The organism is Caulobacter sp. 05T431, from assembly GCF_056665975.1.
The window spans coordinates 38231-56744 of the sequence record NZ_JBFTKU010000019.1 but is presented as its reverse complement, the minus strand read 5'-3'; the positions used below and the strand labels follow the sequence as shown (position 1 = coordinate 56744).

The window sequence follows — 18514 nt, the reverse complement described above, 5'->3', positions numbered from 1 at the left end:
GGGCATCAGTGGGCGTCCGAGGGCGGGGGAGGGGCGTTCTTGGCCGGCTTGGCCAGCAGCGAGACGATGGCGGCGAGGAAGCAGCCGTAGGCCAGCAGGGTGAAGCTGTCGCCGAAGGCCAGCACCGTGGCCTGCTGGCTCAGCATGCCGCTGATCGCCTTGCGCGCCGCGCCGTCGGGATCGGCCACGCCCAGCTGCTGCATGCGCGCGGCCAGGCCCGCCATCATGCCGGCCGCATTGCTGCCTTGGCCGACCTGGTCCGACAGGCCCATGTAGTAGAGCGCCGTCTGGTTGGTGATCGTCGTGGCCAACAGGGCCAGGCCGACCGCGCCGCCGGTGTTGCGCGACAGGTTCACCAGGCCCGAGGCGTTCTTGACCATCTGCTGGGGCAGGGTGCTCATCGTCACCTGCTGGGTGGCGATCATAGCGATCATCACGCCCACGCCCCGGCAGGCCTGGACCCCGGCGAACTGCCAGAAGCCCCAGTCCTTGGTCACGCCGTGGGCCATGTACATGCCGAAACCCGCCAGCATGAAGCCGATGAACATCGGCACGCGCGGGTCCATCTGGCGCACCAGGCGGCCGGCGATCGGTCCGGTGGCGAACATCGACAGGCCCGAGACCACCATGGTGGTGCCGACTTCCGAGGCGGAGTAGTGGCGCACCCGGCCCAGGAACTGCGGCAGCAGGAAGGTGCCGCCAAACAGGCTGGCGCCGGACACGGCCGTCATGGCCACGCCGATGCTGAAGTTGCGGTTGGCGAAGGCCCGCAGCTCGACGATCGGATTGCGATAGCTGAGCGAGCGCCAGACGAAGACCACGCCGGTGACGACGGCCGTCACGGTCAGGGCCAGGATGCCGCTGTCCTCGAACCAGCCGTCCTTGGAGCCCTCCTCCAACACGAACTGCATGCTCATCAGGAAGACGGCCATGACGCCCAGGCCGAACCAGTCGAAGCCCTTGGCCAGGCTGGGGTCGCCCTTGTCGAACTGGCCCCAGCGGGCCACCCCGAACAGCACGATCAGGCCGGTCGGCACGTTGATGAAGAACAGCCAGCGCCAGCTGAGCCATTCGGTCAGGTGGCCGCCCAAGGTGGGGCCGACGGTCGGGGCCAGGGTGACGATCAGGCCCATGATCACGCTGGCCGTCACGCGCCGCTCGGGCGGGAAGGCGGTGAAGGCCACGGCGAACACCGTCGGGATCATCGCCCCGCCGATGAAGCCCTGCAGGGCGCGGGTGATGATCATCATGTCGATCGACGAGGAGAGGCCCGTCAGCACGCTCATGAGGATGAAGCCGGCGCACGAGATCAGGTAGACGCGCTGGGTGCCCCACAGCCGCGACAGATATCCCGACAACGGGATCATCACGACCTCGGGGATCAGGTAGGCGGTCTGGATCCAGCTGACCTGGTCGGCGCTGGCGCCGACTCCGGCCTGAATCTGCGGCAGCGAGGCCGCCACGATCTGGATGTCGAGGATGGCCATGAACTGGCCGATGACCATGGCCCCGAAGCCCAGGAACAGCTTGCCCCAGTCGACTTCAGGCGCCGCCGCCGGCTTGGGCGGTGCGGCGGGTTGGGCTCCGGCGGGGAGGGCGGCGTCGGCCATGGCGGCGATCCGAACCGAGGCGCCTTAGCGCGCCTGGCCTCCCGTCTGGTCCTTCTGGGCGTACTGGCCCGCGTCCGGCAGGCCGACCTGGGCGAAAGTCGGGCCCGAACGGTCGCGCACGTCGACCTTGACGTCGACCGACAGGCCGGGGCGCAGGGCCGAGCCCAGCTGCGACTTCTCGACGACGATCTTCACCGGCAGGCGCTGGGTGATCTTGGTGAAGTTGCCCACGGCGTTCTCGACCGGGATCAGGGCGAACTCCTGGCCGGTGGCCGGGGCGAAGCTGTCCAGCTTGCCGTGGATCACCGTCTTGCCGAAGGCGTCGGCCTTGATCTCGACCGGCTGGCCCACGCGCAGGCGGGCCACCTGGGTCTCCTTGAAGTTGGCGACGACATAGCCCTGGCCGACCGGCACGATCGACATCAGGGCCACGCCCGGCTGCACCAGCTGGCCGGGACGGACGCTGCGGGCGCCGACCACGCCGGCGGCGGGGGCGCGGATCACGGTGCGGTCCAGGTCGATGCGGGCCTGCTCGACGGCGGCGCGGGCCGCGGCGGCCTGGGCCACGGTCTGGGCGCGGGCCGAGCCCAGCGACTCCGCCGCGCGGCGTTCGGCCTCGAGGGCGGCCTGGGCGCTCTGGACGGCGGCGGCCGACTGGGCGGCGCTGGCCTGGGTGGTCTGGACCTTCTGGGTCGAGACCCAGCCCTGCTTGGCCAGGGCGTCGTAGCGGATCAGGTCGGCCTTGGCGCGGCCCTGGTCGGCTTGAGCCGAAGCGACGCCGGCGGCGCGCTGGGCGATCATCGCCTGCTCCAGGGCGGCCTTGTCGTCGACGCCCTTGATGGCGGCTTCCAGGGCCTGGGCGTTGGCGATCGCCTGGTCCAGCTTGGCCTGCAGCGGGGCGGGATCGATGCGCGCGACCACCTGGCCGGCCTCGACCCGCTGGTTGTCGGCCACCAGGACCTCGGCCACGTAGCCGGAAACCTGCGGGCTGACCTGCACGGTGTCGGCCTGGACGAAGGCGTTGTCGGTGGTCTCGTAGCGCTGCTTGTCGACGAACCACAGGCCGCCGCCCACCACCAGGGCGGTCAGGGCGACGCCGCCCACGATCAGGGGAACAAGCTTCTTTTTCGACGCGGCGGCCATGGACGTGATGATCCTGAAAACAACCTGATGGCCGGGGCGATATATCGGCGCTTCGTCCCGGGCAAGGGATAAATGGACGCACCCGTCCAAAAATCAACCAGGCCCGGCGCGAAAGTTCGAAGCCGCGTCAACGTGTGGCGCCGCCGCCGCGATCGGCGTTGCCGGAGCGTGTCCCGGGCGGGGTTTCTCGCGGAGGGCGAATCACCTCTTAATCTTCGGGCGCCGGCGCAACCGGGGGAGCCGCGCGCGCGTATTTCCAGGGACGGAGCCGTTCGCTCCGCCCGTCATCGAGGAAGCGCCCCATGAACGCCCCGACGCACGATCGCGGCCCGTTGTCGATGTTCCGCCCCGTCCTGTGGCTGGCGGCCGCCGCCTTCGCGGCCGGCTTCGGCGGCTATCTGATGATGTCGCCGGCCCTGCACGCGGGCTGAGCGCACGGCGGCTGATCGCCGCCGCGCTTCCCAGACTCTAGCGTCCGCCGGTCGAGCCGAAGCCGCCCGCCCCGCGCGCCGTTTCGTCCAGGCTGGTCGTCAGACCCCACGAGGCCTGGACCACGGGAGCGATCACCAGCTGGGCGATGCGGTCGCCCCGGCGGATGGTGAAGTCCTCCTCGCCCAGATTGATCAGGATCACCTTCACCTCGCCGCGATAGTCGCTGTCGATGGTGCCGGGGGTGTTCAGGCAGGTGACGCCGTTCTTGGCCGCCAGGCCAGAGCGCGGCCGCACCTGGGCCTCGAAGCCCAGGGGCACGGCGAAGGCCAGGCCCGTGGGCACCATGAAGCGCGCGCCCGGCTTCAGCACCAGGGGCGCGTCCTCATCCACGGCCGCCCGCAGGTCCATGCCGGCCGCGCCGTTGGTCTCGTAGGCGGGCAGGGGCAGGCCCTGCGCGTGGGCCAGCTGGACGACGGGGATATGCGGTGCGGTCATGAAAGGCTCGTTTCCAGACTTTGGGCTATGCGTTGGGCGAGGTCGTGGGCCACGGAATCCTTGGCGGCCCGTGTCCAGCGTTCGGTCTTGTCCTTGGAGATCAGCAGGACGGCGTTCTCGTCGCCGCCCATCACGCCGGGCTCGGTGACGTCGTTGGCGATGATCCAGTCGCAGCCCTTGCGCGCCAGCTTGGCGCGGGCGTAGGCCTCGACGTTTTCGGTCTCGGCCGCGAAGCCGATCACCAGTTTGGGCCGGTTGGGGCCCGAGGCGGCCAGGGTGGCCAGGATGTCGGGGTTCTCGACGAAGGTCAGGGCCGGCGGGCCGCCCTTGTCCTTCTTCAGCTTGGTCCCGAACACCTCGTCGATGCGCCAGTCGGCCACGGCGGCCACGAACACGCCGACGTCGGCGGGCAGGGCGGCCTGGCAGGCGGCCAGCATGTCGCGCGCGGTCTCGACGTCGACCCGGTCGACGCCCAGGGGCGTGGGCAGGAAAACCGGCCCGCTGACCAAGGTGACCCGCGCGCCCAGCTTGGCCAGGGCCCCGGCGATCGCATAGCCCTGCCGGCCGCTGGAGCGGTTGGTGACGCCGCGCACCGGGTCGATCGGTTCGAAGGTAGGCCCGGCGGTGACCAGGGCGTGTTTGCCGGCCAGCGGCCGGGCGGCGGGACCTTCAAGAGCGGCCATGATCGCTTCGAAGATGACGGGAGGCTCGGCCAGGCGGCCCGGGCCGAACTCGCCGCAGGCCATGGCGCCCTCGTCGGGTCCGACGAATAGCACGCCGTCCGCCTTCAGGGTCGCGATGTTGCGCTGGGTGGCGGGGTGCAGCCACATCCGCACGTTCATGGCCGGGGCCATCAGCACCGGCTTGTCGGTGGCCAGCAGGGTGGTCGAGGCCAGGTCGCCGGCCAGGCCGTTGGCGCATTTGGCGATCAGGTCGGCCGTGGCCGGCGCCACCACCACCAGGTCGGCCGAGCGCGACAGCTCGATATGACCCATCTCGGCCTCGTCGGTCAGCGAGAAGAGGTCGCTATAGACCTTGTCCTCGGCCAGGGCCGACAGGGAGAGGGCGGTGACGAACTCGGCGCCCGCCTTGGTCAGGATCGGCCGCACGCCGACGCCGGCCTTGCGCAGCAGGCGCGTCAGCTCCAGCGCCTTGTAGGCGGCGACGCCGCCGCCGACGATCAGAAGAACCCGCTTCTCTGCCATGTGGTCGGTCTCCGGCGCGGCTCGCCTCCCGGAGGTGCTCAGGGGAGGCGTCATCAGGCGCATAGAGCGACGCGGCGTCCAGCGTAAGCCCCCTCGCGCAAAAACCTTAACAGGGACTCGACATCCGTTCCGTCTTCGTTCTTAATCGTAAAAGTAGAGGAAAAGCTCGGAGATCGATCATGACGGTACGGTGCGCGTCCTGGTTTTCCGCCCTGGCGGCCGTGAGCCTGGTCGCCTGTCTTGGCGGGGGGCTCGCGGCCTGCGACGGCGGCGCCTCGGCGGTGAAGGCGCCCAAGGGTGGCGGGGTCGCCTCGGCGGCCGAGCCGGCCTCCGATCGGGACGCGCCATCCTATGAGAGCGCGCCCACGCGGCCCGATCCGCGCGACGCCCCGGTGCGCAAGGTGGCGGGCAAGCCGATGTGGGCGGCCAACCGCACGCGGACGGCGGAAGAGAACGCCCAGCGGGGCTTCGAGCGCTACGGGGCCGACTTCGCCGCCGCCGATGTCGACGACTATGTCCGCAAGACCCACGCCTTCGTCGGCCATCCGCCGGCCGGGGCCGAGACCCTGCAGCGGGCGAACGGCGACACCCTGATCTACGACCCCAAGGGCAATGTCTTCGCGGTGGTCACCAAGGCCGGGGCGCCGCGCACCATGTTCAAGCCCGACGACGGCGCGGCCTATTGGGCCACGCAGAAGGCCAACCAGACCCGACGGACCGCCGCCGCGCGCGACCGGACGTCCGGCCCCAGCGACAGCTAAACTATCCCACCAGCTATCGCTCAGGCGCGCCTTGGGGGAGGCGCAAGGGGAGGGCGGACGCCTCGCGCGCCGCCGCGCCCCGCCACCCGGTCGGCCTCGGCGGCGATCGGGACCCGGGGGCGGCGCGGGGCCGCTCCCGGGCGCTTGGCTGCGGAAGCTCTCTCCCGGAGGGGAGGGAGGGACCCGCGACGAAGTCGTGGGAGGGTGAGGGGTTGAGGTCGGCCGAGGTGCGGTAGGGCGTCGGCGAGCGTACAGGGCGAGCCGGGCGCTGGGCCCTAGCCCAGCCAGACGCCGGCCGCGAACGCCAGGCAGGCCACGGCCGCGCCGGCCAGGAACCACAGCAGCGGCCGGGCCGGGCGCGGCTCGACCACGGCGATCGTCGGGGCGGGCGGGGCCTCGGCCAGGCGGGCCAGGGCCTTGATCGCCCGGGCGGCCTCGTCGGCGAACTCGCGGACCTTGGCGGCGGGCGACAGTTCGCGGGCGATCCAGCGGCGCACCACCGGGTCGGCGGCGGCCCACAGGTCGTGGGTCGGGTCGATGCGGCGGGCCACGCCCTCGACGGTGACCATGGTCTTCTGCAGCAGCACCAGTTCGGGGCGCAGGGCCATGTCGAACAGGGCGGTGATCTCGAACAGCTGGGCCAGCAGCTTGCCCATCGAGACGTCGCTGGCGTCGCGGCCGAACACCGGCTCGCCCACCGCCCGCAGGGCCTGGGCGAAGGCGTCGCGGTCGTGGTGGGCCGGCACGTAGCCGGCGTCGAAATGGATGGCCGCCACGCGCGGATAGTCGCGATTGAGGAAGCCGTACAGGATCTCGGCCAGGTACTTGCGCTCGGCCGGGCCCAGGCGGCCCAGGATGCCGTAGTCGACCGCGACGATCGAAGCGGGTGCGCTGATGAACAGGTTGCCTTCGTGCAGGTCGGCGTGGAACAGGCCGTGGTCCAGGGCCTGGGCCAGGAAGCCGCGGGTGACGGCCTCGGCCAGGGCCTTGCGGTCCAGGCCCGGCTGTTCCAGGGCGGCGGCGTCAGACAGCGGCAGGCCCGCGGCCCAGGTCAGGGTCAGGAACCGCTTGCCGACGCCGTCCCAGACGACGTCCGGGGCCCGCATGTAGGGATCGGCCTTCATGGCCTCGCCCAGCTCGGCGCAGCCGGCGGCCTCGAAACGCAGGTCCAGCTCCAGGTCCAGGGCCCGGATCACCACCTCGACGAACTCGCGGGGCCGCAGGCGGCGAGCGGCGGGGACGAGGCGCTGGGCCAGGTCGGCGGCCAGGCGCAGGGCGGCGGTGTCCTGGGCGACCTGGCGCTCGACGCCCGGGCGCAGGACCTTCACGGCCACCTTCGTCCCGTCGGCCAGGGTCGCGGCATGGGCCTGGGCCAGGGAGGCGGCGGCGATCGAGGGCTCGAAGTCGGCGAACAGGGTGTCGACCGGCCGGCCAAGGCCCCGGGCGATCTCGGCCTTGGCCACGTCCAGCGGGAAGGCCGGCAGGCGGTCCTTCAGATGCGACAGGTCCTCGGCGAAGGCGCTTCCGAAGATGTCGGCCCGGGTCGACAGGAACTGGCCCATCTTGATCGCTGCCGGGCCCTGGCGCTCCAGCACCCGCGCCAGCCGCTCGCCCGGACGGCCCTTGCGCGCCGCCCCGCCGGCGAACAGCCGCAGCGCCCGCCCGGCCAGTCGGGCCGACGGGGGCAGGATCGGCTCCAGCTCGCGCGGGATCAGGGCGTCGGCCCGGACCAGGGCCCAGCCGGCGGCGATCAGGCGCAGGGACGCGGCGAAGCGGCTCATGCGGCGAAGGTCTCGATCGACGGGCGGTGGGGCGAAGGCGGGATCGGTCTCATGTCCCGGCCTGAAAGCCCGCTCCGCACGCTCCGGTCAAGGCCGCTTTCACCGACGACCGAGCGCGGGTCGTGAAAAGCGCATGGGAAAAGCTTCCTAGAGACGTCCGGTTTCGACCCAGGTCAGACCTGACCTGTCGCCGATGATCGTCTTTCCTCACGATCGCAACAGATCCCCGCGCCTGCCGGGCTCGACGAAGCCCAGCAGGACGGTAAGGGCCGTCGTTCGCGCCTTTTCGGGCAGCTGTGCGTCGGTGATCTCGTCGGCGATCCAGAAGGACAGGCAGCCGCGAAAGGCGATCGCCAGTTGTTCGGGCACGCGCTGGGCGGCGAGGTCGGCCAGGGCGGGATCGACGCCCGCGCCGTCGCCGAAGGCGGCGGCCCACAGGGCTCGTGATTGGGCGCTGACGTCGCTCGGCCTGGCGCCGGGAAAGCCGAGCGACCGGATGATCGCCCGGTTGATCTGGGGCTCCTCGAGCATGACGGCGACCGCGATCGATACGGCGGCGAGCACGCGGCTGATCGCGTCGCCGGGCGGCGCGGTCTCAGAAAAGCGCTCGCTCATCAGATCGATCCGGCGAGCCGACAGCGCCTGCGCGATCGCCGCCTTGCTTCCGAACTGATTGAAGGGCGTGGCGAAGCTCACGCCGGCTTCGGCCGCCAGCTCGCGCATCGAGAACGAAGCGGCGCCGTCGGCGCGGAGCAGGCGCTCGGCGGCGTCGAGCACCGTCTCACGCGCCAGTGTCCGCTTTTGCTCCCGAACCGACATCTCGACCATGCGGGCCAAGGTGGGCCGCCCCGCGTCTTGCGTCAACAAATTATATCATGATATAGAGTCTTGGCCACGTCCCACCCGATCGCTTCGAGACCGCCATGACCGCATCGACCAAGACGTTCCTGATCACCGGAGTCAGCTCCGGCCTGGGCCGCGCCTTCGCGCGCGCCGCCTTGGAGGCAGGCCACATGGTGATCGGCACGGTCCGCAATGCGCGGGCCGCGTCGGAGCATGAGGCGCTGGCGCCGGGGCGGGCCCACGCGCTGGTGCTCGACGTCACCGATTTCGACGCCGTGGCCGCTCAAGTCCCCGAGGCGGAGCGCCGGTTCGGTGCGATCGACGTCCTCGTCAACAACGCGGGCTACGGCCAGGAAGGTGTGGTGGAGGAGTCGTCGATCGACGATCTGCGCCGCCAGTTCGACGCCAATGTCTTCGGCGCGGTGGCGATGATCAAAGCCGTGCTGCCCGGCATGCGTGAGCGCGGCTCGGGCCGCATCATCAACGTCACCTCGATGGGCGGATTCATCACCATGCCCGGCATCGCCTATTATTGCGGAAGCAAGTTCGCGCTGGAGGGCGTTTCCGAAGCCTTGGGCAAGGAGGTCAAAGCGCTCGGCATCCATGTGACCGCCCTGGCGCCGGGTCAGTTCCGCACCGACTGGGCCGGACGTTCGATGGACCGTGCGCCGCGCAGCATCGCCGCCTATGACGCGATCATGGATCCGATCCGCGCGGCGCGTCAGGCCAAGAGCGGACGCCAACCGGGCGATCCGGCCAAGGCCGCCCAGGCCCTGTTGACGCTGGTGGAATCCGACGCGCCGCCGACACGGCTGTTCCTCGGCGAGGACGCGCTGGCCGTGGTCGAGCAGAAGCTGGACCTGATGCGGGCCGAGATGGCCGCCTGGGATGCGCTCTCCCGGTCGACGAACTTCGACTAGGCGGAAGGCGCGAGATACCTGGCCCGAGGGGCGATGCAACGCCCGCGATTCAACCATCTAGGCCATTTCGCCGAGAGGTGTAGGTTGGCTGTCGATCAAGCGACGGAACGGTCAGCCATGCGCAAGTGGGTCTATCTGGTCGTGGGGTTGGCGGCCTTGGCGATCGCGCTCGGCTCCGGCTACTTCGTGGGCGAGCACCTGCTGGTGGCGCACACCTTCGGATGGCCCATCCTCTCCGACGCGGCGTTCGCGGCGTTCAGCGCCGCTTGCGTTTGCGGCCTGTCGGGAGCCGTGTTCATGGCCCGGAAGCTGGTTGCGGCGCGCTCGGGCAAGGGCGGCTAGCGACCCCTCGACGCCGTGGGCCGGAGGCGGCCGCCCTCAGGGGTTTTTCGGCTCGGGCATCAGCGGGGGCGTGCTGTCCATGTACTGGAGCCAGCTCGACCAGATCAGCGCGGTGCGGGACCTGGTGACCGACTGCCAGCACGACTGGTACATCGCCCCTCGAATGGTGCCCTCGCTGTACCAGGTGTAGACGGCGGAGCATTCGGCCTTGCGGAACGCTTCCCAGGCGGTCTGGGCGGCGTCGAACTCGGCCAGGGCGGCCTTCGCCGACGGGCCGGAAAACTCGCCGCGCGCCTCTTCGTTCAGGCGCTTGCGGGCCGCCGCGACATAGCGGGCCAGGTCGCGGTCGGCGCGGCGGGAATATTCCGCCTGGCAGGCGTTCACCTCGGGCGTCGACCCCCCGTTCTTGCAGAGCGCCGGCGGGTCCGAGATCGCCGTCAGCGCGCCGATCTGCCGCTGGTACGCGGCGGACAGGCATGCGACGTCGAGGCACGCGTCCCGCTGCTTCAGCCACGCCAGTTGCCTGTCCTTCACCGCCTCGGGGCGCGCCGAGCGATCCAGCGCGCCGCGATAGGCGCCCTCCAGCTGGGCGTCGAACGAATTGAGGTCCGGATCGTCGCAGATCATGCGCTCGATCCGGCCGGCGGCCTTCGCGCAGTCGAAGCTGGCGGCGCGCGCGGCCCCACCCCAGAACAGGACCGCGCCGATACAGGCGGCGGCGAGGCCCAGGAGCGCGGGCGCGACCCGGAAAAACCGCCGCCACGCTGTGACGTCGGGCGGGCAGGGACTGAATACGTTCAACACAGGTCTCTCCGTCGCCCCGTTCATGCGGCCGAGGTTAGCCGCGCCATGGACCGGCTTCCAGCCGCCATGACGCTTGAAGCAGGCCGGCCATGAAGCCGTCCCTCAGGGCGCGGGGACGAACGGCGGCGCGCCGAGTTTCTCGACCCGTCGGGCGTGGCGACCGCCGGCGAACGGGGTCGCCAGGAAGGCGGCGACGCAGGCCTTGGCCGTGTCGAGCGCGATGAGCCGGGCGCCTAGGGCGATGACGTTGGCGTCGTTGTGCTCGCGGCTGAGCGCCGCCGAGACCGGTTCGTTGACCAGGGCGCAGCGACAGCCTGGGTGGCGATTGACCGCGATGGAGATGCCGACGCCCGACCCGCACAGGGCGACGCCGCGCTCGGACCGGCCGCCGGCGATCTCTTCGGCGAGCCTGTAGCCGTAGTCGGCATAGTCGGCCGGCGCGTCGTCGTGGGGACCTAGGTCGGCCACCTCATGGCCCTCGGCCGCCAGCCACGCGGCCAGGTCGGCCTTGAGCGCCATCGCGGCGTGATCCGACGCGATGGCGATGCGCATGGGCCCCGCTCCCCGACAGGTCCGGCGCTACAGCGCCCAGCCTTGGTGCATGGCCGCGACGCCGCCGGTGAAGTTGGTGATGGTCACCCGCTTGAAGCCGGCGTTCTCCATCATGCCCGCGAAGGTCTTCTGGTCGGGGAAGCGGCGGATGCTCTCGACCAGGTACTGGTAGGCGTCGCGGTCCTTGGCCAGCCACTCGCCGAACTGCGGGATCAGCTTGAAGGAATAGGCGTCGTAGGCCTTGGACAGGGCCTCGGTCACCGGCTTGGAGAATTCCAGGCAGATGAACCGGCCGCCCGGCTTCAGCACCCGGCGCGCCTCGCGCAGGGCCGCGTCGATGTCGGTGACGTTGCGGATGCCGAACGAGATCACATAGGCGTCGGCATAGGCGTCGGGCAGCGGAAGGCGCTGGGCGTCGCCCACGGTCCAGGTGATCTCGGGCGCGCCGCCCTTCTCGATGCCGGCGCCGATCATCTCGGCGTTGTAGTCGATGATGTTGATCAGGGCGTCCGGGCCGCCCCGGCGCTCCTGGGCCTGGCGCGCCATCTTGGCGAAGCGGCGGGCCATGTCGCCGGTGCCGCCGGCGCAGTCGATGATGATCTCGCCCGGCTGGGGGTTCAGGCGCGCGGCGACCGCGTCCTTCCACAGCCGGTGCACCCCGCCGCTCATCACGTCGTTCATCAGGTCGTAGTTCTTGGCGACCCGGTCGAACACCCCGCGCACCAGGCCGGCCTTGGCCGAGGCGTCGACGTCCTTGAATCCGAAGGTGGCGGAGGCCTTGGTCATGCAATCGCTCGATATCGTCCGGCTTGTGTCGTCCGGCTCTTATAACCGCCCGCGCCTGCCCGTCACCGGTTTTGCTTGGACCGGGCCTAGGAACCGGGCGCGCTATGCCCGATATCTGACGCCCCAAGCCTTCCGTCCGAGGTCGTCCTTGCCCGAACTTCCCGAAGTCGAGACCGTGCGCCGGGGCCTCGAGCCCGTGCTGAGCGGCGCACGCCTGGCCCGTGTGCGCGCCAACCGCCCCGACCTGCGCTTCCCTCTGCCCGAAGGTTTCGTCCAGCGGCTGACGGGGGCGAAGATCCTGCGCCTGGACCGCCGGGCCAAGTACCTGCTGGCCCCCCTCGACCGGGGCGACACCCTGGTGATGCACCTGGGCATGACCGGACGGTTCGAGATCGCCGCCCCGGAGGGCCCAAATCAAGAAAGAAGGGGCAGGCCGGGCGACTTCGCCCGCCAGGTCACGCCCGACGACAAGCACGCCCACGTGGTCTTCGAGACCGAAGCCGGCGCCACGGTCACCTACTACGACCCGCGCCGCTTCGGCTTCATGGACCTGGTCGCCACCGACCGGCTGGATCGCCACCCCTGGTTCGCGACCATGGGGCCCGAGCCGCTGTCCGAGGCCTTCGACGCCAAGACCCTGGTCGCGGCGTTCAACGGCCGCAAGCAGGGCCCCAAGACCCTGCTGCTGGACCAGAAGACCGTCGCGGGCCTGGGCAACATCTATGTGTGCGAGGCCCTGCACCGGGCCCACATCTCGCCGTTCAAGCCGGCCGGCATGATCGCCGGCAAGCGACTGGGGCCCCTGACCACGGCGATCAAGGACGTGCTGGCCGAGGCGGTCGAGGTCGGCGGTTCGTCCCTGAAGGACTTCGCGGCCGCCGACGGGGCCCTGGGCTATTTCCAGCACCGCTTCCGGGTCTACGATCGCGAAGGCCAGCCCTGCCCGACGCCGGGCTGCAAGGGGACGATCGCGCGGGAGGTCCAGGCGGGCCGGTCGACGTTCTTCTGCCCGGTGTGCCAGGTGTGAGGGGCTCCTCGTAGGTTTCGGTGGAGACCGCTTACTCCTGCCGACCGGAAAGCGGTCAGGTCAGGGCAGGTCGGTGGGAACCTTGGGGCAAAGGTCGGTGGGCGTGACGGTTTGTCCGGACGCCGCGAGAACCCGGGTTCCAGCGGCGGGCGATCCCGCTATGGTCTCCGCGTCACATCGAAAGGCTTGGCGCCATGAGAGTTGGGATCGTTCTGGCCGCGACTCTCCTGGCCGCGTGGGCCGCGACCGACGCACGGGCCCAGGCGCCCATGCACGACCACGCCGCGATGGAGCGCCTGGGCAGCGTCACGTTCGAAACCTCGTGCAGCGCCGCGGCCCAGCCCCGGTTCGACCGGGCGGTGGCGCTGATGCATTCCTTCCAGTTCGGGCCGGCGATCGAAGGCTATCGCTCCGCGCTCGAGGCCGATCCCGGCTGCGCCATCGCCTATTGGGGCATAGCGCTGAGCAACTGGGGCAATCCGTTCGCCGGCTTCAAATCCCCCGCCCAGCTGGAGCGCGGGCTGAAGGCGGTCGAGGCGGGGCGCGCGCTGGGGGCCAGGACCAAGCGGGAGCAGGCCTATATCGAAGCGGTCTCTCACCTGTATGTCGACGCCGGCCGCTTGGACCAGTCGGCCCGGGCCCTGGCCTACGAGCAGGCGATGGAACGGGTGGCCGCCGACTATCCCGAGGACACCGAAGCCAGCATCTTCTACGCCCTGGCGCTCGCCGCCGCCGCCGATCCCGCCGACAAGACCTACGCCAAACAGTTGAAGGCCGGCGCGATCCTGGAAGGCCTGTTCGCCAAGTATCCCGACCATCCCGGCTTGGCGCACTACATCATCCACGCCTATGACGAGCCGGCCCTGGCCTCGCGCGCCGCCGAGGCGGCCCGGCGTTATGGTGAGATCGCGCCCTCGACGCCGCACGCCCTGCACATGCCGTCCCACACCTTCACGCGGATCGGCGACTGGCAGGCCTCGATCGACACCAACCTGGCCTCGGCCGCCTCGGCGCGCGCCGCCGGCCAGCCGGCCGACGAGCTGCACGCCAGCGACTACATGATCTACGCCTATCTGCAGACCGGGCAGGACAAGGCCGCCGGGCAATTGGTCGAAGCCTCCGCCCAGGTCTTCTCGCGGTTCGATCCGACCGCCGCCAACGGCGCGGCGCCGGCCTCCGCCGCCTATTACGCCCACGCCGCGATCCCGGCGCGCTACGCCCTGGAGCGCCGGGACTGGGCGGGCGCGGCGGCGCTGGAGCCGACGCCGAGCCGCTTCCCCTACGCGGACTCGATCTCCTATTTCGCCCGGGGGCTGGGCGCGGCCCATCTGAAGGACGGCGCCGGGGCCCGCGCGGCGATCGGGTCCCTGGACCAGATCCATGACCGGCTGGCCCAGCAGGGCGAGGATTATTGGGCGGGCCAGACGGACATCCAGCGGCGGGCGGTCGCGGCGATCCTGGCCTTCGAGGAAGGCCATGTCGACGAGGCCCTGGCCGGCATGCGGACGGCCGCGGACCTGGAGGACAAGACCCAGCTGGCCTCGGTCACGCCCGGCCCGCTGGCGCCGGCTCGCGAGATGCTGGGCGAGATGCTGCTGGAGCGCGGCCGGGCGGCCGAGGCGCTGGTGGCGTTCGAGGCGTCTCTCGTCCAGGAGCCCAACCGCTTCTGGTCGCTCCAGGGAGCGGCCGAGGCCGCCAGGCGGGCCGGCGACGACGCCAAGGCCAAGGCCTATTTCCAGAAACTGCTGGCCGTGGCCGAGCGGGCGGACAAGCCCGAACGGCCGCAGCTGGTCGAGGCGCGGCGGCGAGTCCGGCCCTGAAGGCGGTGAGCCAGCCGCTCCCGGGGTCGGCAAAGCCGGGGCTCCCCAACGCCGCGCGCCCCTCTATAAAGGCGGCGCTCAAGAGGAGACCGCCGATGGCCGAGTATCAAACCCTGATCGTGGAAGCGCCGCAGAGCGCGCCCGGCGTGACCCTGATCCGCCTCAACCGGCCCGAGGCCCTGAACGCCCTGAACACCGCCCTGCTGACCGAGTTGGCCGCCGCCCTGGCCGCGGCCCAGGCCGACGACGCGGTGGGCTGCATCGTCGTGACGGGCTCGGCCAAGGCCTTCGCGGCCGGAGCCGACATCAAGGAGATGTCCGACAAGTCTTACGCCCAGATGTTCAAGGACGACTTCTTCGCGGCCGGGGCGCGGGCCATCGAGGGCACGCGCAAGCCGATCATCGCCGCAGTGGCCGGCTACGCCCTGGGCGGCGGCTGCGAGCTGGCCATGATGTGCGACTTCATCCTGGCCGCCGACACGGCCAAGTTCGGCCAGCCCGAGATCAACCTCGGCGTCGCGCCCGGCATCGGCGGCACCCAGCGCCTGACCCGCCTGGTCGGCAAGTCCAAGGCCATGGACATGATCCTGACCGGCCGGATGATGGGCGCCGAGGAAGCCGAGCGCGCGGGCCTGGTCTCGCGGATCTTCCCGGCCGACACCCTGGTGGACGAGGCCCTGGCCGTGGCCGCCAAGATCGCCGCCCAGTCGCCCCTGGCCACGGCCATGAACAAGGAGCTGGTCAACGCCGCCTACGAGACGACGCTCAGCACGGGCGTCCAGCTGGAGCGGCGCCTGTTCCACTCGCTGTTCGCCTTCGACGATCAGAAGGAAGGCATGGCGGCCTTCGTCGAGAAGCGGAAACCGGCGTTCAAGGGGTCGTGAACGGCCGTTTGACCGGCGCGCGAGATTCTGGCCCGTCTGTGGATTGACCCCGGGCGGTCGTTCCCGTATATCCGCGCGCTCTTGATTTCTCCTGCTTCGCGGCCGCCCGCGCGGCTGTCCGTTTGAAGGTCCGAACTAATGGCCAATAATCCCGGCGCCAAGAAAGCGATCCGCAAGATCGCTCGTCGCACCGAAGTGAACACCGCTCGCCGCTCGCGCGTGCGCACCTTCCTGCGCAAGTTCGAAGACGCGCTGGCCGCCGGCGACAAGGACGTCGCCAAGGCCGCGTTCATCGAAGCGCAATCGGAACTGATGCGCGCCGTCTCCAAGGGCGTCGTCCACCCCAACACCGGCTCGCGCAAGGTTTCGCGCCTGGCGGCTCGCCTGAAGAAGCTTGATCAGGCCGCTGCCTAAATCAAGATTCTCGCCGAACGCCGTTCGGCTAGCGAATTCAAAGACTTAGAGAAGCCGGTCGAGGAAACTCGGCCGGCTTTTTCTATTGCCTTTTTTCAAACTCAAGATTGTCCACGAGACATTCCGTTGGGTGAACGTCGGGCTCCGAAATTGCATTCCCTTGGCCCGCGAGGACGTCTGTCGAGTCAACAGAAATATCCGCCGACGGACTCAAGTTTTCCGTTTGACCGGCCCGGGCCGCTGGCTAATTTGAACGTCTCAACGCTCTTCCAGTCCATGGAGATCACTGGCGGCGGCGGAACCCTTGCGTTCGCCGATCAACCCCCTGTGCCTGCCGGACATTGAAGGCTTGAGACGCGGTCGTGCGCCATGGGGGGCGGCGATCGGGGATGACACGACATATCGAGGCGGTGACCGATGACGACCAAAGGCGGGGTAGTGACCCAAGAGTTTTCGGCTGCGTTCTCTTCTGTCGCCGGCGAGCCCGCGGGCGTCGTCTGGAGCAAGGTGTGCGTCGTGCTGAAACGCGAGCTGGGTGACGCCGCCTTCGGGTCGTGGATCGCGCCCGCCGCCCTGCGCGAAGGCCAGGCCGGCGACGTGGTGGTGGTGACTCCGACCGGGATCGCGCGCGACTGGATCCGCCGCAGCGCGTGGCGTCGCGTCAGCGAACTGTGGGCCGCCAACGACCCGACCTCGCGCCGCCTGGACCTGAAGTCGCGCCTGGAGTTCGAAGCCGCCGGCGGCGCCGTGAGCGCGCCCGCGTCCTATGAAGCCAAGGCCGAGCCGATCGAGATCGTGCTGCCGGTGTCCAGCGACGTGCCCGCCCTGGCCCCGACGGCCGGCGCCAAGGCTTCGCCGGTCCAAGGCCTGCAGGAACGCTTCACCTTCGACACCTTCGTGCCGGGCCCGGCCAACGAATTCGCCCACGCCGTGGCGCGCCGCGTGGCGAGCTGGGCCGACGGCCACTTCAATCCGGTGCTGTTCCACGGCCCCTACGGCTTCGGCAAGACCCACCTGCTGAACGCCCTGGCCTGGGAGGCCATGCGCCAGGCCCCGACCAAGCGCGTGGTCTACCTGACCGCCGAGCGCTTCCTGTCGACCTTCGTCCGCGCGGTGATGGATCGCCAGACCACGGCCTTCAAGGAAGAGCTGCGCGGCGCCGACCTCCTGATCATCGACGACGTGCACTTCATCGCCGGCAAGCAGTCCAGCCAGGAAGAGCTGTTCCACACCCTGACCGCCCTGGTCGAGGACGGCCGCCGGGTGGTGTTCTCCTCGGACCGCGCCCCGGCGGCGATGACCGAGATGGACGCCCGCCTGCGCTCGCACCTGCAGGCCGGCCTGGTCTGCGGCCTGGAGCCGGCCGACCGCGCCCTGCGCATCGGCATCCTGGAGCGCAAGCTGCAGTCGCTGTCGCGCCAGCACGGCTTCGACCCGACCCTGCGCACCGAAGTGATGAACTTCCTGGCCGACCGCTTCACCGACAGCGTCCGCGAGCTGGAAGGCGCGCTGAACACCCTGTCGGCCCGGGCCGGCGAAGGCGTCTCGCGCCTGACCCTGGACGAGGTGCAGGCGATCCTGCGTCCGCACCTGCGGGCCGGCGAGAAGCGCATCACCATCGACGACATCCAGAAGGCCACCGCCGAGCACTACGGCATGAAGCAGGCCGACCTGCTCAGCGAGCGCCGCAACCGCGCCATCGCCCGTCCGCGCCAGGCGGCCATGTGGCTGGCCAAGCAGCTGACCACCCGCTCGCTGCCCGACATCGGCCGTCGCTTCGGCGGCCGCGACCACACCACCGTCCTGCACGCCGTGCGCCGCATCGAGGCCCTGCGCGCCGAGGACCCGGCCCTGAGCCAGGACCTGGAGACCATCACCCGCAAGCTGCGGGGCTAGGCTTCGGGTTTTCGAGACGATGAAGGGCGGTCCGAAAGGGCCGCCCTTTTCTTTGGTGCGGTGAACACTTGCCCCCTACGGACCGCTTCGCGGTCGTCTTCCCCCAACAGGGGGAAGATGTGCGGTAGCGCGGCGGCGCGGACAGACGGCGAAGCCGTCAGGTGGGGGCAAGTCAGTGAGCCGCTGAGGCCCTGCGCAAGGTGATGTTCACCCGCCCTCCCCCGGCCACCAGCCCCGACGACCCCGCCAAAATCCGGTCCACGCCATGGAACGCCAGCCTCGCCGGCCCGGACAGCCGGCACACATCCCCCGACGACAGCCGCAGCGACTTGGTCGGGTCCTTGCGCGACGTCCCGCCGATCCGGAACACCGCCGTGTCGCCCAGCGAGATCGACAGCACCGGGAAGCGTGGATCGGCCTCGTCGCGGTCCTGGTGCAGGCCCATGCGGGCGTCGCCCCGATAGAGGTTGATCAGGGCCGAGTCCGGCGGCGTCTCCGGATCGCCCAGCTCCGCCCACAGATCGAGCAGCGCCTGGGGCATGGCCGGCCAGGGCCGTCCCGTGTCCGGATGGCGGTCGGCGTAGCGGTAGCCGGTCCTGTCGCTGGTCCAGCCCAGCGGGCCGAAGCTGGTCATCGCCACGCTCATGGCCTTGCCGTAGGCGGTCTCGTAATGGGCCGGCGGCGCGACGTCGCAGGCCGCCAGGGCCAGGCGCGTCAGATCGTTCTGGGCCTTAGGATCCAGCAATCCGGGCCAGAGGTCGAAACCCGGTAGAACGCTGATCGGCTTAATCATTACGGA

Annotated in this window: 19 protein-coding genes; 9 read left to right on the top strand and 10 right to left on the bottom strand. The window is 70.3% G+C overall.

Translation table 11 applies throughout. The features are described 5' to 3' along the window. Positions 1 to 5: 5 nt before the first annotated feature. Both AC1U89_RS17310 and AC1U89_RS17305 read right to left on the bottom strand, forming a co-directional pair. Positions 6 to 1610 carry a DHA2 family efflux MFS transporter permease subunit gene (locus AC1U89_RS17310; RefSeq protein WP_479900913.1) on the bottom strand — a complete coding sequence of 535 codons (1605 nt, stop codon included), beginning with the start codon at positions 1608 to 1610 and terminating at the stop codon, positions 6 to 8. Between the two features lie 24 nt (positions 1611 to 1634). After that, positions 1635 to 2753 (bottom strand): HlyD family secretion protein, encoded by a 1119-nt coding sequence (locus tag AC1U89_RS17305; protein ID WP_479900912.1) that lies wholly within the window; start codon positions 2751 to 2753, stop codon positions 1635 to 1637. A gap of 302 nt (positions 2754 to 3055) precedes the next feature. Between AC1U89_RS17305 and AC1U89_RS17300 the strand changes: the two genes are divergently transcribed. After that, the gene (locus AC1U89_RS17300) at positions 3056 to 3184 is read left to right on the top strand and encodes a hypothetical protein (RefSeq protein ID WP_231499424.1); all 129 of its coding nucleotides are present in this window, start codon (positions 3056 to 3058) and stop codon (positions 3182 to 3184) included. A gap of 37 nt (positions 3185 to 3221) precedes the next feature. Here AC1U89_RS17300 and dut read toward each other — a convergent pair whose 3' ends face one another. Then, entirely contained in the window at positions 3222 to 3680 is a 459-nt protein-coding gene (dut, locus tag AC1U89_RS17295; RefSeq protein WP_479900911.1) for a dUTP diphosphatase, read from the bottom strand. Further along, positions 3677 to 4885 (bottom strand): bifunctional phosphopantothenoylcysteine decarboxylase/phosphopantothenate--cysteine ligase CoaBC, encoded by a 1209-nt coding sequence (gene coaBC / locus AC1U89_RS17290; protein ID WP_479900910.1) that lies wholly within the window; start codon positions 4883 to 4885, stop codon positions 3677 to 3679. Before coaBC ends, dut begins: the two co-directional genes overlap by 4 nt. A 179-nt stretch (positions 4886 to 5064) precedes the next feature. Here coaBC and AC1U89_RS17285 point away from each other — a divergent pair, with 179 nt between their 5' ends. After that, a complete protein-coding gene (locus AC1U89_RS17285) occupies positions 5065 to 5646 on the top strand; it encodes a hypothetical protein (protein WP_479900909.1) in 582 nt (193 codons plus the stop codon). A 275-nt stretch (positions 5647 to 5921) separates the two neighbouring features. Here the strand turns inward: AC1U89_RS17285 and ubiB are convergent, their stop codons facing one another. Further along, the gene (ubiB, locus tag AC1U89_RS17280) at positions 5922 to 7427 is read right to left on the bottom strand and encodes a 2-polyprenylphenol 6-hydroxylase (RefSeq protein ID WP_479900908.1); all 1506 of its coding nucleotides are present in this window, start codon (positions 7425 to 7427) and stop codon (positions 5922 to 5924) included. Between the two features lie 207 nt (positions 7428 to 7634). Beyond that, the gene (locus AC1U89_RS17275; RefSeq protein ID WP_479900961.1) at positions 7635 to 8255 is read right to left on the bottom strand and encodes a TetR/AcrR family transcriptional regulator; all 621 of its coding nucleotides are present in this window, start codon (positions 8253 to 8255) and stop codon (positions 7635 to 7637) included. Between the two features lie 95 nt (positions 8256 to 8350). Between AC1U89_RS17275 and AC1U89_RS17270 the strand changes: the two genes are divergently transcribed. Further along, a complete protein-coding gene (locus AC1U89_RS17270; RefSeq protein ID WP_479900907.1) occupies positions 8351 to 9190 on the top strand; it encodes an oxidoreductase in 840 nt (279 codons plus the stop codon). A gap of 117 nt (positions 9191 to 9307) precedes the next feature. Beyond that, positions 9308 to 9532 carry a hypothetical protein gene (locus tag AC1U89_RS17265; RefSeq protein WP_479900906.1) on the top strand — a complete coding sequence of 75 codons (225 nt, stop codon included), beginning with the start codon at positions 9308 to 9310 and terminating at the stop codon, positions 9530 to 9532. A gap of 36 nt (positions 9533 to 9568) precedes the next feature. Here the strand turns inward: AC1U89_RS17265 and AC1U89_RS17260 are convergent, their stop codons facing one another. The 3 genes from AC1U89_RS17260 to AC1U89_RS17250 form a co-directional block, all read right to left on the bottom strand. After that, positions 9569 to 10333, bottom strand: a complete 765-nt coding sequence (locus AC1U89_RS17260; protein ID WP_479900905.1) for a lysozyme inhibitor LprI family protein — start codon at positions 10331 to 10333, stop codon at positions 9569 to 9571. Positions 10334 to 10438: 105 nt separating this feature from the next. Beyond that, positions 10439 to 10888: a ribose 5-phosphate isomerase B gene (gene rpiB, locus AC1U89_RS17255; protein ID WP_479900904.1), complete on the bottom strand. Its 450-nt coding sequence runs from the start codon at positions 10886 to 10888 to the stop codon at positions 10439 to 10441. Positions 10889 to 10915: 27 nt separating this feature from the next. Beyond that, entirely contained in the window at positions 10916 to 11674 is a 759-nt protein-coding gene (locus AC1U89_RS17250) for a class I SAM-dependent methyltransferase (RefSeq protein WP_479900903.1), read from the bottom strand. A 148-nt stretch (positions 11675 to 11822) separates the two neighbouring features. Here AC1U89_RS17250 and mutM point away from each other — a divergent pair, with 148 nt between their 5' ends. From mutM to dnaA, 5 genes are all read left to right on the top strand, one after another. Further along, complete coding sequence (mutM, locus tag AC1U89_RS17245; RefSeq protein WP_479900902.1) at positions 11823 to 12701, top strand: bifunctional DNA-formamidopyrimidine glycosylase/DNA-(apurinic or apyrimidinic site) lyase; 879 nt, start codon at positions 11823 to 11825, stop codon at positions 12699 to 12701. 194 nt (positions 12702 to 12895) lie between these two features. Further along, positions 12896 to 14521 (top strand): hypothetical protein, encoded by a 1626-nt coding sequence (locus AC1U89_RS17240; RefSeq protein ID WP_479900901.1) that lies wholly within the window; start codon positions 12896 to 12898, stop codon positions 14519 to 14521. 95 nt (positions 14522 to 14616) lie between these two features. Then, complete coding sequence (locus tag AC1U89_RS17235; protein WP_479900900.1) at positions 14617 to 15405, top strand: enoyl-CoA hydratase; 789 nt, start codon at positions 14617 to 14619, stop codon at positions 15403 to 15405. Positions 15406 to 15543: 138 nt separating this feature from the next. Next, positions 15544 to 15819, top strand: a complete 276-nt coding sequence (rpsT, locus tag AC1U89_RS17230) for a 30S ribosomal protein S20 (protein WP_291879514.1) — start codon at positions 15544 to 15546, stop codon at positions 15817 to 15819. A gap of 417 nt (positions 15820 to 16236) precedes the next feature. Then, a complete protein-coding gene (gene dnaA, locus AC1U89_RS17225; RefSeq protein ID WP_479900899.1) occupies positions 16237 to 17715 on the top strand; it encodes a chromosomal replication initiator protein DnaA in 1479 nt (492 codons plus the stop codon). A gap of 172 nt (positions 17716 to 17887) precedes the next feature. Here the strand turns inward: dnaA and AC1U89_RS17220 are convergent, their stop codons facing one another. Next, the gene (locus tag AC1U89_RS17220) at positions 17888 to 18508 is read right to left on the bottom strand and encodes an alpha-ketoglutarate-dependent dioxygenase AlkB (protein WP_479900898.1); all 621 of its coding nucleotides are present in this window, start codon (positions 18506 to 18508) and stop codon (positions 17888 to 17890) included. Positions 18509 to 18514 lie beyond the last annotated feature (6 nt).